The 14,597-nt window shown below is 46.5% G+C and carries 10 protein-coding genes; 6 read left to right on the top strand and 4 right to left on the bottom strand.

What is annotated here, in order from left to right; translation table 11 throughout:
- A partial coding sequence (locus BCU12_RS06105) for a GGDEF domain-containing protein (RefSeq protein WP_133153819.1) occupies window positions 1-537 on the top strand: 537 nt, incomplete at its 5' end.
- Between the two features lie 123 nt (window positions 538-660).
- Here the strand turns inward: BCU12_RS06105 and fdhF are convergent.
- A complete protein-coding gene (fdhF, locus tag BCU12_RS06100; protein ID WP_102403464.1) occupies window positions 661-4,905 on the bottom strand; it encodes a formate dehydrogenase subunit alpha in 4,245 nt (1,414 codons plus the stop codon).
- A 458-nt stretch (window positions 4,906-5,363) separates the two neighbouring features.
- Here fdhF and BCU12_RS06095 point away from each other — a divergent pair, with 458 nt between their 5' ends.
- Complete coding sequence (locus BCU12_RS06095) at window positions 5,364-6,017, top strand: HAD family phosphatase (RefSeq protein ID WP_102403463.1); 654 nt, start codon at window positions 5,364-5,366, stop codon at window positions 6,015-6,017.
- Window positions 6,018-6,190: 173 nt separating this feature from the next.
- On the top strand, window positions 6,191-6,994 hold the full coding sequence (locus BCU12_RS06090; protein ID WP_102403462.1) for a hypothetical protein: 804 nt from the start codon (window positions 6,191-6,193) through the stop codon (window positions 6,992-6,994).
- A 106-nt stretch (window positions 6,995-7,100) separates the two neighbouring features.
- On the opposite strand, the gene BCU12_RS06085 is transcribed toward BCU12_RS06090, so the two are convergent.
- On the bottom strand, window positions 7,101-8,021 hold the full coding sequence (locus BCU12_RS06085) for a LysR family transcriptional regulator (RefSeq protein ID WP_102403461.1): 921 nt from the start codon (window positions 8,019-8,021) through the stop codon (window positions 7,101-7,103).
- A gap of 264 nt (window positions 8,022-8,285) precedes the next feature.
- Complete coding sequence (locus BCU12_RS06080; RefSeq protein ID WP_102403460.1) at window positions 8,286-10,154, bottom strand: methyl-accepting chemotaxis protein; 1,869 nt, start codon at window positions 10,152-10,154, stop codon at window positions 8,286-8,288.
- A gap of 353 nt (window positions 10,155-10,507) precedes the next feature.
- Between BCU12_RS06080 and BCU12_RS06075 the strand changes: the two genes are divergently transcribed.
- A complete protein-coding gene (locus BCU12_RS06075) occupies window positions 10,508-11,026 on the top strand; it encodes a magnesium transporter (protein WP_102403459.1) in 519 nt (172 codons plus the stop codon).
- A gap of 3 nt (window positions 11,027-11,029) precedes the next feature.
- Window positions 11,030-12,061, top strand: a complete 1,032-nt coding sequence (locus tag BCU12_RS06070) for an efflux RND transporter periplasmic adaptor subunit (protein WP_102403458.1) — start codon at window positions 11,030-11,032, stop codon at window positions 12,059-12,061.
- Between the two features lie 152 nt (window positions 12,062-12,213).
- Here BCU12_RS06070 and BCU12_RS06065 read toward each other — a convergent pair whose 3' ends face one another.
- Window positions 12,214-13,047: a LysR family transcriptional regulator gene (locus BCU12_RS06065; protein ID WP_102403457.1), complete on the bottom strand. Its 834-nt coding sequence runs from the start codon at window positions 13,045-13,047 to the stop codon at window positions 12,214-12,216.
- A gap of 258 nt (window positions 13,048-13,305) precedes the next feature.
- On the opposite strand from BCU12_RS06065, the gene BCU12_RS06060 reads away from it, so the two are divergent.
- A complete protein-coding gene (locus BCU12_RS06060) occupies window positions 13,306-14,538 on the top strand; it encodes an outer membrane protein transport protein (protein WP_102403456.1) in 1,233 nt (410 codons plus the stop codon).
- Window positions 14,539-14,597 lie beyond the last annotated feature (59 nt).

Here is a 14,597-nt window from a genome sequence, read left to right as displayed (position 1 = left end):
TTTAGGCAACAACGCCCAGACAAACTAACAAGCCTCTATAATCGCCGAAAGATTGATGAGCTTCTCCAAATAGAAGTTAACCGAAGCAAGAGGTTTAATCATACGTTTGGTGTTGTTATTTTGGATCTTGACTACTTTAAAAAGGTTAACGACGACTTTGGTCATCAGGTTGGCGACAAAGTGCTGAAAGAGCTTTCAACCTTACTCGCAGCAAAGATTAGGAAAACTGATTTTATCGGTCGATTTGGCGGCGAGGAATTTCTAATCATCTGTCCTGAATCGGATGATGTGAGCACATATGAATTAATGGAAATGATCAGGGTTACTGTCTCTGATCATCGTTTTACTACAGTAGGGACACTAACCGCGAGTATGGGAATTTCAATATTCAAACCCGGTGATGACATTGATGGCCTAATTAAGAGAGCCGATATAGCGCTCTATAAAGCAAAAGGTGAAGGTAGAAATAGGGTTGAATCGTGTGATTTCAACACCCCGACAGCAACAGTGGATCAACTGGAGACTCATGCTTTATAAACACTGTTAATTGCTGAATGCAAAGCCGCATTCGTTTAAATTGCGTCAATCAATACTCCAAAAAAGCCAGTTTGCTGAATTCAACAAACTGGCTTCGTTTTTCATCCTGTCTAACTGGATCAATTACATCGACACCACATCATTACACTCGCAATCCACTTCACCAGGAACAAGCGCTTCAACTTTCACCGCGGCAACCTTAAATTCCGGTATTTTGGCGTGCGGATCGGTGGCGGTTGTGGTTAAACGGTTCACTGGCGATTCAACAAAGTGGAATGGGATGAACACCACGCCTTTTTGCATTCGCTTGGTAATGAACGCGGCAATCTCAATACAGCCACGACGCGTCGACACTCGTAACATTTGACCATTGCTGATACCTAACGCTTCCGCGTCTGCCACGCTGACCATCGCTCTTGGCCCAGCTAGATTGTTGAGCCCCTTGGTTTTGCGCGTCATGGTGCCCGTATGGAATTGCTCCAACACACGCCCAGTGGTCAGAACAAGTGGGTAATCCTCATCAGGCAGTTCGGCGGCGTATCTAAATGGAATAGCTTCCATTTGCCCGCGACCACGAGTGAACTGGGTTTGGTGCATGATTCGAGTGCCATCTGGGTTTTTCTTGTTACTCGGCCACTGAACCCCTTCGGCTGTGATGGCTTCCCAACGTAAACCGCCGTATTGTGGTGTCACGCGAGCGATCTCATTGGTGATATCCATGACGCTTCGATAGTCCCAATCACTGCCCATCGCAATGGCGATATCTTGAATGATTCTCCAGTCTTCTTTGGCTTTACCAGGCGGATTAACAACAGGTGTTAGGCGCTGAACACGTCGTTCCGTGTTGGTGAAATGTCCGGCTTTTTCAGCAAAAGAAGTCGAAGGCAGAACCACATCGGCATACTGGGCTGTTTCAGTCAGGAAGATATCTTGCACAACTAAGAAATCGAGCGCTTCAAGACCTTCAATGACGTGCGCTTGATTGGGATCACTCAGCACTGGGTTCTCACCCATTACGTATAATCCTCGAACCTCACGCTTGCACGCAGAATCGATTATCTCTGTCAGCGTTAATCCAATCTCTGCTGGTAGGTCGGTGACGTTCCATTCCATCGCAAACTTCTGCCGAACCATCGGATTGTATACTTTCTGGTAACCCGGGAAATTATTAGGTAGCGCGCCCATATCACACGCACCCTGCACGTTTGACTGCCCACGCAGCGGATTAATACCGCCTCCTTCAATACCAATATTGCCACACAGCAGTTGTAAGTTTGCTATCGAGCGAACATTGTCGTGACCCGTCGTATGCTGAGTAATACCCATTGAATAGTAAACAGCGGTTCGTTCCGCCGTGCCAATCAAGCGCGCCATCGCAAAGACATCTTCGGCTTTGACACCGGTGACCAGCTCAACCTTGTCTAATGAGTAGTTCGGTGACATGACTTCTTGAAGCAGGGTATCAAAGCCATCCACACGTTCTTCAATGTACTCTTGATCGTACCAACCGTGCTTAATGATCTGCTGCATCACACCGTTAAGTAGCATCACATCGGTGCCAGGGCGGTGCGCCAAATACAGCTCAGCGTGATCGGCAATGTCGATGCGTTTAGGGTCTGCCACAATGAGGCGAGCGCCATGGTGGCGAACCGCTTGTTTTATGTGCGAACCAATAATAGGGTGCGCTGCCGTGGTATCCGAACCGATAATAAAAATCACATCAGAATGCTTGATACTTGGAATATCGTTGGTCATTGCCCCACTGCCGAGCGACGCTTCAAGCCCTGTTACTGTCGATGCGTGGCACAAGCGCGCGCAGTGATCAACGTTGTTCGTGCCCAGCTCACGGCGAATGAATTTCTGGAAGGCGTAGTTATCTTCATTGGTTGTTTTTGCTGAAGAGAAACCGGCCAAAGCATTGCCACCAAAGCTCTGTTTGATGGAGCCAAACTTATCCGCAATCAGCGCAATGGCTTCTTCCCATGTCGCCGGTTGCAGCCAGCCATCTTTGCGAATCAGTGGCGTGGTTAAACGGGTATCATCAGAAATAAAGTCAAAGCCGAAACGCCCTTTCACGCACAACATGCCTTCATTCACGGGAGAGTCAGCCCCTTCCACGTAGCGAATTTTGTTGTTCGCTTCATCGACGTACATGGTCAACTTACAACCCACGCCGCAATAGGTACAAATCGTATCCACGGCTTTCAACGTTTCTTTGCGCCCTTGTGAACGGTCTCGAGCGTCGGTCATGGCGCCTGTTGGGCAAGCCTGCACACACGCGCCACACTGAACACAATTGGAATCGCCCATCGCCGTGCCATTCATACCAAAATTTGGACGACACTCAGGCCGTGAGGCGGGGGTTCCATCTTTGTTGGTCATAAAGCTGAGTACGCCATGAACCGATTGCTCTCGGCAGGCTTGAACACACTGGCCACAACTGATACAACGATTTGCATCGAAAACAACAAACTCTGAACTCTCATCCACCTCGCACTTCTGGCGCGTGTCCTTAGCGCGCAGTTGCTGCCAGTAGTCGTCCGACTGCATTTCTACGTTTTGGCTGAGTTGCTCGCTTAGATTAAAGGTTTGCACCGCGCCGTATTGCGTGGAGTAATCACGAAGGTCACATTGGGTATTGGCCTGACATCCACACTCTAGGCAGCGTGCGGCTTCCGCAATTGCTTCGGCATTATCAAACCCTGTTTCAACCTCTTCAAAGCTTTGTTCACGTTGCTCAGCAGTGAGTTCCGGCATAATGACACGAGCCACTTTTTGTAAGTGTTCAAACTGAAGAGGATCAATCTGTTTGAGCTGTTTCTCTTTGCGAGAGTTAAACGGTGTGACTGGGATATTCTCCATGTCACCGTTAAAGAATCGATCAATCGCGCCCGCAACAACGCGACCATCGCCCACCGCTTCGACCGCTGTGGCAGGGCCTCGGCGAAAATCACCAATGCTGAAAATATTGCCTGTTCCGCTGTGTAGGGTGTCAGGATCCACATCCGCGGTATTCCAGCGTGTCAGTGGGATCTCAAGGGCTTCATCATCCATAAAGCTCAGATCAGGTTTTTGAGAGACCGCCGCCACAACCGTATCGAACGCTTCCACAAAGTACTCACCCGTCGGTTTTGGGCTTCGACGACCCGATGCATCAGCAGGCCCAAGCTTCATGCGCTCTAAACGAATCGCTTTCACACGGCCATGTTCATCGGCGATGTTTTCTACCGGATTGGTCAAGAAGTGGAACTTCACCCCTTCGTGTTCCGCTTCTTCAATTTCGTAATCTTCGGCCGGCATTTCATCGCGCGTACGGCGGTAAATAAGCGTGGTATCCGCGCCATCACGAACCGCGGTTCGAGCGCAATCAATCGCGGTGTTCCCGCCACCAATGATCGCGACCTTTTTACCCGTCGTATAGCTTTTATCGGTCACGTAATCTTTCAGGTAATCCACACCCAAGTAACAGCCATCAAAGTCACTGCCCGTATAGTTCATCTCAACAGCCGCGGAAGCCCCAACCGCGAGGCATACCGCGTCATAGTCTTCACTGAGCTGTGACAGGGTGATTTGTTCACCCAACTTATGATCGGTTTTGATGTCCATGCCATTGCGACACATCAGCTCAATTTCTTTATCGAGAATGCTCTTGGGTAATCGGTATTCAGGGATACCATAGCGCAGCCATCCGCCCGCTTTCGGCATCGACTCAAAAACGGTGACGGAATAACCTTCATTGGATAGGTAGTACCCCGCCGTTAATCCGCCTGGGCCACCACCCACAATGGCGACTCGCTTGTCTTTCTCTTCTTTTTTTGGCGGTGTGTAGCTTTCTTGGGCGGCCAGATCGGCATCAGCGGCGTGGCGCTTAAGCTGGCGAATTGCGATGGATTCATCCACCAAGTTACGGCGACATTCCGTTTCACAAAACGCAGGACAAACGCGACCGATTGACAGCGGCATCGGTAGAGTACGCTTGATGACTTCGATCGCTTTTTGGTGATCATTTTGAGCGATATGATACAGATAGGATTGTATATCGACGCCCGCCGGACACGCGGTTTTACACGGGGCTTCGCAATCAGCGTAGTGATCGGTCATGATTTTATTCAACGCTTGTTTGCGGTGATCACTCAATGCTTGCGATTGTGTAATAACGTTCAGGCCGTTGTAGACTTCGATTTCACACGAACGCTGCAGGCCACCGCTTTCGACTTCCACCACACATAAATCGCAGGGTACTTTGTCTGACGACTTGTTTAAGCCGCACAGCGATGGGATCTCTAATCCACACACTTTTGACGCTTCTAATAGTGACTGTCCTTGTTCAACAATCCTGAATTTGCCATCGATGACAATCTGAATCATGGGTTCCTCGCTCGTATATCAAGACGCAATCACGTGTTCATTGTGCTCAATACCGCTGTCTCACGAAAATTCGAAATGAGATTAAGGTAGGGAATGATCGTGTGCGCCCACTTGCGGCTCACAAATGATGTTGATTTTCATTTGCATAACCACATTTTATATAGGGTTTTATTTGTATGACATTACTCGCTGAGCAGGTTTATTGTCGAGGGTTATTTATGGAATTTTGTCGATTGAAACGATGCAAAAAATGATTAAAAGCACTTTCATTGATCTAGGTAATTCGGCCAGCGATATTCACATAAATTACCTCTTAATGATTACCCTTTAGCTACAACCTAAAAACGTTGCTTTAACATGCTGTTATTTCAACGACATATGGCTCGCATTTATGGTTGTCGATAATAAAACGTGACACAATACCGCCCCTTTGAAGAAAGATAAACGATACGAGCCTCATGAACTTTCAAGCCGCTATTTTTGATATGGATGGACTTTTACTCGACACCGAACGTGTGTGTATGTCTATTTTTAAACAAGCATGCCAAGCGCAAAACGTGCCTTTTCTAGAAGATGTCTACCTTTCAATTATTGGGCGCAACTCGGCAGGAATTGAGCAGGTCATCCGTCAAGGTTATGGGCCTGATCTTGACTACCCTGCCCTGCATGTTGAATGGCGTGATCGCTATAATGCCGTGGTTAAGCATCAGGCCATTCCGGTGAAAGAAGGTGTGGTTGAGCTTCTGACTTGGTTGAAATCGAACAATATTCCGACCGCAGTCGCCACCTCAACGCAAAAAGACGTCGCGAAAATAAAACTGAATCTTGCTGGTTTGGATCACTTCTTTGACAACCTAACAACGGGCTGTGAAGTGGCACATGGTAAGCCGCATCCTGAGATTTATTTGCTGGCTGCCGAACGTTTGAGTGTCGATCCAAAGCAGTGTCTTGCGTTTGAAGACTCCAATAACGGCGTTCGTTCCGCCATTGCCGCTGAAATGATGACCTACCAAATCCCCGACCTTGTTCAACCTTGCCCTGATATTATCCAATTAGCGCCAACCATACGTCCGTCTTTGCTCCATGTGCTTGAAGAACTCCAACCACATTAACGTGGCGATCTAATCCGTGGTTTCTCTCAAAGGAACTCAAGGGAGTGATATAACTAAAGTGTATAATCTGTATACCCTTTAGGTCATTGATAGCCCTTACCAGTTCTATATATTTACCTCCAGTTTATTGAAGTAAAAGGATATTACTTCTCCCATTTGACTGGAGTAATACCATGACAAGACACAAGATCCTTTCCCTTTCAGCGTTAGCCGCAACAACGGCTGTCTTTTTCTCTACCCACGTTCTTGCTGAAGATGACATCCAAGACATGTCAGATCCGTTGGCCGTCTTTACTCAGGCTGGCATAGGCTATACCGACAAAGGCATCAACCTAAAGGTGGGTCAAACCTATGACACGGGAAGCGATACCACCATGGGCATGAACGTCTTTGAAGTCAAAGGAGTCGCGGGTGAAACACTAGGTTGGAATGGTCGTGGCGCTGATGACAGTATTGACTCTTTTCGTTACCGTAACTTTGGTGTCGATATCACCAACGGTCGCGGATCGCAGGTAGACGTGAGCATTGCCTTCGATAAAGACCTTGGTGCCCAGGGCTCAGCTTCTTATAGCCTTATCCAGGCACTGCCAAAAATGGGGCCCGTGAATCTATATCCTTTGGCTGGCCTGGGCATGGCTTTTGGTGAAGAGTTACCGAACGCTTCAAACGGGAGTGATGCTCAGCTGCAAGATCGCTGGGATATTCATGGCACCTTCTATGTGGCAGGACTCTACAGTAAGGTTGAAATCACGGATAAAATTTGGCTGAACTATAACCCAATGTACATGGGAACGGTCTCTGGCTCTGATCTCTATAAGCACCATGGTTTGGGGGGAGACGATACCGTCTTGCTTCATGAAGCGGCGATAAACTACCAAATAAACCCACGTTCAAACGTGCGCTATTTTGCCAACTGGAACGAAAACAATCGATTCCAAACGGGCGATCACCGTATTGAATACAACTATCAGTTCTAGCCACTCACACACTTTTGGCTGACGGATAAATAAAAACCCGAACGTGAATCACTTCACTTTCGGGTTTACACAAAAGCCTCAATAGGCTGTCGCCATGAAAGGCAGGTTAATCTTTTAGCATATCTGGTGGAATAATAGCGTCGCAAATCGACTCGACCCAGCGAAACTTAGCCGATCTCAAATACTTGCTGTTATACACAAGCCCAACTTTCGTTTGATTACGTTTCTCTACATCGTGTACTTCAACGTAACTGTAGCGATCATTATCAATAACTTGCATTAAAGACTTCGGCGCAACGAACACCATGTCACTGCTGCTCACGGCTCGAAGTAGCGGATTGATGACATGGCTGCGTAACTTAGGCCTGAAATAATCTTGGGTCTCAACAAAATCTTCCAATAGCATACGTCGATTATTAAATTCAGGAATGATCAGCCCACCGATGTCATACTCTATAACCTCATGCACCGAGACGGTTCTCTGTGCTAGTACATGGCTCTTACGAACGATCCCTACATAATCCAGTAATCCAACCGCCACCTGTCTTAGCTCTTTCGGTGCGTCTAAAGGATAATAGCTCAGTGCAAAATCGACTTCACCATTCATTAGCTCGGCGGTGGTTTTTGTCGAGTAGTTTAACAGCTCAACGGTAACATTGGGCGCTGACTGCGTGATCGCTTCGTACAATCGATGCCCATGTGTTTCAATGAGAAAGCCATTCAGCGCAATCTTAATCACACCCACCAGCTTCTCTGGCGAAAATTGTTCACCCGACAAGGCTTCTGATAAATCTTCTAGAACTTTAGGTAAGCGATCAGCCAACTCTTCACCTTTTGGCGTCAGTTTCAATCCTCTTGATTGACGTACAAACAGCGGATCACCGAGCTGATCTCTCAGCTTTGCTAGATTTCGACTCACAGCGGGCTGACTTGTATTAAGGCGTTCTGCAGTTCGATTCGTGTTTTTTTCTTGCAGTAAAACCGATAGGGTTTTCAACAAATTCAAGTCAAGCTGTTGAAGATTCATCAATGCTTCCTTATAGATAAATACAAAATAGGTAAATACGAATTAATCATTATTATGCTCACAAGTGTCACGTTCATCACGCTAGCCTATATGGATAACAATTATGTCATGTAGATGCATTTTTTGGACAAATAGATTGGCACCTAAACTTACAGAATGACATGTTGATTCCAATTTTCTCAATTGAGGACCAACCGTCATCTGTTTTTTTCCGTAATACTACTTAGCTTAAGTCATTGAGAGGAATCAACACGAGTGATCGGCTTAGACCTTGAATTGATTAAGCTGCGTATTTTGTTCACTAATATGCTCAGACTGTTGGGCAACTTGAGCACTCGTATGGGAAGCCTTACCGGCCACTTCATCGGATAGGTCTTTAATGCTGACCGTATTGTTATTAATTTCCTCAGCAACAAGGCTTTGCTCTTCTGCCGCAGCCGCAATTTGCATGTTCATGTCATTGATCGATGAGATCGCGACACGAATCTCTTCGAGCGCATGGTTCGCCGTTTGGGCCTGCTCTACGGTGGATAACGCTAGGCTGTGACTCGTGTTCATAGTATGAGTCACTGACTCTGAGTTGCTCTGTAGCTTATCGATCATTGCTCGGATCTCGGTCGTGGAATCTTGAGTTCGTTTTGCTAACGTTCTCACTTCATCGGCCACAACCGCAAAACCTCGCCCTGACTCCCCTGCTCTGGCGGCTTCTATCGCCGCGTTCAAGGCCAATAAGTTGGTTTGATCGGCGATTTCATTAATAACGCTCACTATTGACTCTATATTACCGATTGAGTTCCCCAGATCTTTCACCGCACTCATAGACTCATCAACTTGATGGCCTAATTGCTGAATAGCTTGCGTCGTCTCCATCACGATGCGACTACCATTTCCAGTCGCCACATCCGCTTGTTGCGCTGAATCTGCTGCGCTTTGAGCGTTCTTAGCGACTAAACCAGAGGTTGTCGACATCTCGTTCATGGCGGTTGCCAGTTGCTCGACTTCTTGCTGCTGAGTGTGCAGCAGTGCCTCAGAGTCTTTGGCACTGCTTGCTGCAATACTTGAATACTGCGTTATTTGGGTTGCAGATTGCTTGGTGCGTTGAATAAGATCTTGAATCACAGAGACAAAACCATTGAAGCTTATCGCTAGCTCTTTAAATTCTTGGTCTGTATTGGTGCTTAAGCGCTTCGTCAAATCCCCATCACCCGAAGCCACATTTTTCATCGCTTCATTGAGGTCAGCGAGTGGGCGCATCAAAAATTTTAATGCCGAGATGTATACCGCCACAGAGATCACAACAAGAGCGAAGAAAACAACCACCACCGTTTTCGTCAAGTCTTTCAGTGCCACATGGCTTTCGTCGTATGGCATTAAAATACCAACCAACCAAGCCTCAGTCGTCATAGAATGGTAATCCAGGTAGTAGAGATCCCCTTTGATATCGATGAGTTGAACGTTCTGCTTAAGAGCATTGCTATTGTTACCCGTGACGGCGGAAATAGACTCACCATGAAAATCTTTATTTGGATGCGCAATCACTGTGCCATCCATATCCACGACAAAGACAGTGGCGTAATCCAGTAGAACGTTAGAGATCAATTCCGCTAAAGACGAGAGATCAACATCAAAGAATGTCACACCAACAAATTGACCGTTCTTGTAAACTGGCTGAGAAATAGACACTAAGACAGCACCTGTGCCTTCATCAACATAGGGTTTTGTAACGCTTTGCTTACCTAGCGCTTTGGCATTTTTATACCAAGGGCGAGAACGAGAATCCCAGTCAGAAGGGGCTATCCAACCCGAATCATTATGAATGATCGAGCCATCATGCTCATAGCCGATACCAGTCGTCACAAAAGTCGAAGCGAGGCTCTGTTGCTCAATTAAACCACCCACCGATTGCTGATCGCTATTCGAAAGTAGTTCAGACACATAGTTCGCAATGTGCCTTTTACTTTGAAGCTCGCCATTGATCAATTCAGCCACCTGGCTGGTGGCCAACTCAATGGTGGTTTCAACGGTTTTCTCCACCTCTTTGCTCATTATTCGGTATTGAATAACACTTAAAACAGACAAGCCAAGCAGGCTTACAACTGTGCCTAAAAGAAGTACTTTTGTGCTGAATTTCATGAGGATAGAGATTCCTTAGTTCTGGGGGTATAAAGGGCATTAAAATTATACGGCAGTACATTTATAGATCTAATTGCATAGTCGAATAGCAGTCATGCCACGCAAAATCAGGCGCTCTCATCACACTTTTATTACAGAGTGAAATCAATTAGATACATAGGAGATACACACTCCTCCCACTCAATCAACAAGCCGATAACTCACTAAAAATGAATGGTTAAATAAACAGACAAATTTTGAGCGGCGAGAGGCTAATCGATCTTCCTATTTTTTATGGAATATCCGTTATTCCATAAAAAATACACCCTTGTGTAGAGTGTTTTGCTATATCAATAATTAAGGCAAAACACATTATGTCTACCAATAACGCTATCCCAGAGTCTAAGGAAGGAACATGGGAAAAATTGACTAGGACGGTTATCTCAAGTGTCAAATTCATCGTGAAAGCGATACTCACCATCGGTATCTTAGTCGGCTCTTCTGTCGGGCTATCAAAGCTTGGAACCGTTCATGGAAAAGACCTTCCAGAAGAGTATTTCTCGACCGGCTACCCAACGATTTTAAAACTCTTGGACTCTGAGATATTCATGGGGTTTGTCTTCTTCGTCACCGTTGCCATCATTATCTACGTTATTTACCTTTTCTGGCAGCTACATGAGGTTGCTGTTCATAAAGCCGCAGAAATGTCGAGTGCTCACACTCAAATCGTGTTTGCTTTATCGCTGTGTGGCCTATTCATCGACAAAGCGTGGTGGGTACTCGCTATCATCATCGCCTTTGCTCGTTGGGATGTATTAGCGAAAGAACTGTCAAACATTATCCGAAATGGCCGAAACCCTGCCGTTACTCCAGCCATGAAAGTAGAGGAATAAGTCATGAAAGAAATTATGCTGCCTTATGTACTCATCTGTTGGATTCTAGTCAAAACAGGTGTGATTACTTGGACACTTCGCAACGCTGTCATCATCGTGGGTACAGGGGCACTCTTGGCCGTTGCACTCTTTACGGCACACCGATTCTGGTCACCCGCTGATTTAACCGACAGTACAACAGTCAAAGCACCGCATGCGGTACTGAGCCCGTTAATTGGGCAAGAAGTCGAACAAGTATTTGTTGACCACAACCAGATGGTCAAAAAAGGCGATTTGATTTACACACTCAAGTCGGAAGATACCGTGTACCAACTCGAAGGGTTAGACGCGCAAAAGAAAGCGGCACATGCAGAAATTTTGGCATTGACGCTACAGATAGAAAACGATGAGCGCAATTTAGATCGACTAAAGAAGCTCAACGATTTTGCACAACAATCAACACGCGATGACCTGCAAACCAGCATTGAATCGACTCATGCACAAATCGCCTCAGCTCATGCACAAATTTTGGCCATTGATGCACAAATAGCAACCGCGAAATGGCAAAATGAACGACGTGAAGTACGCGCGCCATTCGATGGGCAACTGTCGATCACCAACCTCGTAGATGGGACTCGTGTTGGTAATATGCATCTGTACAACACCAATAAAAAATTCGTTGAAATGCGTATTGCTGACCAAACATTCCGCGGCATTGAAATAGGTCAATTTGCGGAATTCTATGTGGATGCTTACCCTGGCGAAATCTTCCGTGGTCGAGTTCACAGCGTAACAACGGGGACAGGTGAAGCGCGCGTCTCCGTCATCAATGGGTCTCAGCACGTACGCCAGCATGTCGGCAACAATATGGGATCGCATGGTCGTACCGTTATCATTGAATTTGAAGAGCCGGAAGGCTACAACGTACCCATTGGTTCTACCGGATCGGGTTGGGTATCAGCAAACAAACCGCACCCTATGCTCGGCTTTATGGACATAATCGGTGGCGCGACCGTTCGATTAAAGGCGTATAAATCGTACTTGTCAGCTCTTTAAAACGAGTCTGTCCTTTACGCCATTAAAGCTTAATCGCTCTGTAACAAAGCGCCATACAACGCAATAACGAAACACAACGCAAAAGGGAAGCACGTCAATCGTGCTTCCCTTTTTATATCGTGGTTTATTGGCAATTCAAAGCCGAGAAACATCTACCCCGTAAAGTCTTGTTTGTTTCCGCCTATCCAAGACTCCACTCGCCCTTTAATGATAGGTTCGATGATATTGGCTAACCACTGCTGCTTCGGGGAATGACGCAGTGAGGCTTTCGTGATTAATGCCACATCAATATTGAGCTTTAGATGGTGTTTTGATTCAAAGTAAGGTTCGTATCTCAACGTGAAACAGGTGTCCATCAACTCATCCATCACCACCTGATTATCGACGATGATCCCCACTTCAATACTGGGATCTAATACCTGAAAATGTTCCTGTGTTTCGTTGACACCTGGAATGATGAATTTCACGAACTCCCCTTCCAGATTACCACCAAAATACCCAGCGCCAGAGTGAACACGCTTTTGGAAAAAAGACTGGGGTTTATCATTAATGACATGAACCCCAATGTCGACCTCTTCCGACAAAATGAGTTCCTCAGAGTTATTCGTCCACCCTCGAAGTTCAATCAGTGCTTGCGTCTCTTTTCTTAACGCCATGATTAAGTCTTTACCAATATGGGCCAGATAAGGGCTAACAACATGAATCGTGATTTTGTCTAACGCGCTCGGATCAAACTCTTCAGGCTCAAGCGCGATGGTTAATTGCTCCATGGCATTTCGAACTTTAGGCTCTATCGATTCAGCGTAACTCGTCGGAGCAAGCCCCATGGCATTACGAAGAAATAGGGGATCGCCGAGATCTTCTCGAAGCTGAGCCAATACCTTCGACACATAAGATTGTGAGCGTCCCAGTTTGGTTGCAGCCCTTTGAGTCGAGCGAGTTTGCATCAACGCTAAAAATACGTGTATTGCGTTCAAGTCATTCATCTGTCTGTTATCACACCTTATCTTTGAACCTACTTCCTCGATACCCATGATTGAGAACAAAAGCAAACAGAGCTTAATTATTCAGCGAGGCTTTTAACCATTTATACAAGCTCAGTACAAGCGTTCAATTGGAATATTCCTTATTCCAATTGTAAGAGAACGGTTAGTTATAATACAACGCAAATTTACCCGTCTATGTCACAAGGATTCATAGGCTTTCCGTCGAGGCAAGGAAGCTTCAAAAAAAGTGACTAAACCATGAAAACAACAAAGTCTTGTGCTCTCAGTGATACCAATTCTTCCACGCACCGCTCCTCTCTATTTGCTTTATCCCTACTAGGTGCAGCCATATTCTCCGCAACATCCGCTCATGCCAGTGGCATACTAATGCAAGAAGCCACCGTAGCAAATGCAGGTACAGCAGGTGCAGGTGATGGTGTCTATACCCAATCAGCGGCCGCAATATGGACCAACCCAGCCACCATGTCTCATATGGGTGAAAGCAAAACAACCGTCAACACCCTGCTGCTAGACCTTGAAATGGAATACACCGACAACGCCAATAATGGCGATGCGAAGGGCCATACGGTTATGCCGTCCATTGGTGTCTTCCACGCGATGGAGCTCGAAGAAGATCTTCACCTTGGGCTAGCACTGGGTGCAGTGGGTGGTTCAAGTATTTCTTATGGTAATGATTGGGCCGGCGCCAACGCGCTTGATGAAGTGACCTTAACCGTCCTTCAATTCAACCCTTCTCTGGCTTTCCGTATTGATGACCGTTGGTCTGTCGGTGCGGGCGCGATGCTGAGCTGGGCATCACTTGAACAAACAACGGCGATGCTATCGCCAGAGCAAGATACCGATAAATCGGCTGGGTTTAACTTTGGTGTGATGTACAAACACTCAGAGACTTGGTCAATAGGGGCGAGCTACCGCTCTAAAGTGGAGCATAACTTTAGCCTCGGCTTAGGCAATTTATTCCCGGCTTCTCCTTTGTCGAATAGCATCTCGACCGATCTTTCTGTGCCAGAAATCATCGATGTGAGCGGCCAATACGCACTGACACAAGACCTTAATTTATTAGCAAGCGTTCAATACCACCGCTGGAGCTCGATGGACAATACCGCGATGGATTTCGGTGCTGGGACAGGCATTCTTGATATCGAACGCAGCTGGAGTGACACATGGAAATTCGCCGTGGGTACAGACTACAGACTGAATGCCGATTGGCGTTTAAAAGCAGGCTTCTCATACGAAACCTCGCCGCAAGACGACCCGTCAATGCAGTGGGTTGATTTACCCGTGGGTGAGCAATACCGATACACGCTCGGCGCTGCCACCAACTGGGGTGAAAATACCATCGACTTCTTCTATGAGTACACTGACCTAGGTTCCGTTGAGATTGACCGAAACCATATTCTACTGGGTGGAAACCTAAGTGGAACATTTGATGGACGAATGCACTTCATTGGAATGAATGTGACGTTCTAAAATCGACGATTTAGAAGAGAAAGAACACTTCATCCTGATAATTATTAATAGCTTACGCA

Origin of the sequence: Vibrio sp. 10N.261.55.A7, from assembly GCF_002877365.1 — a bacterium.
In the GTDB taxonomy this organism is placed as follows: domain Bacteria; phylum Pseudomonadota; class Gammaproteobacteria; order Enterobacterales; family Vibrionaceae; genus Vibrio.
The sequence above is the reverse complement of the archived record's forward strand: the minus strand, read 5'-3'. Positions and strand labels throughout refer to the sequence as shown.

Excerpts from the sequence above, each read along its gene's own strand:
- BCU12_RS06065 (WP_102403457.1), bottom strand. The coding sequence starts at position 13,047 with ATGAATGACTTGAACGCAATACACGTATTTTTAGCGTTGATGCAAACT.
- BCU12_RS06090 (WP_102403462.1), top strand. The coding sequence starts at position 6,191 with ATGACAAGACACAAGATCCTTTCCCTTTCAGCGTTAGCCGCAACAACG.
- BCU12_RS06080 (WP_102403460.1), bottom strand. The coding sequence starts at position 10,154 with ATGAAATTCAGCACAAAAGTACTTCTTTTAGGCACAGTTGTAAGCCTG.
- BCU12_RS06085 (WP_102403461.1), bottom strand. The coding sequence starts at position 8,021 with ATGAATCTTCAACAGCTTGACTTGAATTTGTTGAAAACCCTATCGGTT.
- fdhF (WP_102403464.1), bottom strand. The coding sequence starts at position 4,905 with ATGATTCAGATTGTCATCGATGGCAAATTCAGGATTGTTGAACAAGGA.
- BCU12_RS06095 (WP_102403463.1), top strand. The coding sequence starts at position 5,364 with ATGAACTTTCAAGCCGCTATTTTTGATATGGATGGACTTTTACTCGAC.
- BCU12_RS06060 (WP_102403456.1), top strand. The coding sequence starts at position 13,306 with ATGAAAACAACAAAGTCTTGTGCTCTCAGTGATACCAATTCTTCCACG.
- BCU12_RS06070 (WP_102403458.1), top strand. The coding sequence starts at position 11,030 with ATGAAAGAAATTATGCTGCCTTATGTACTCATCTGTTGGATTCTAGTC.
- BCU12_RS06075 (WP_102403459.1), top strand. The coding sequence starts at position 10,508 with ATGTCTACCAATAACGCTATCCCAGAGTCTAAGGAAGGAACATGGGAA.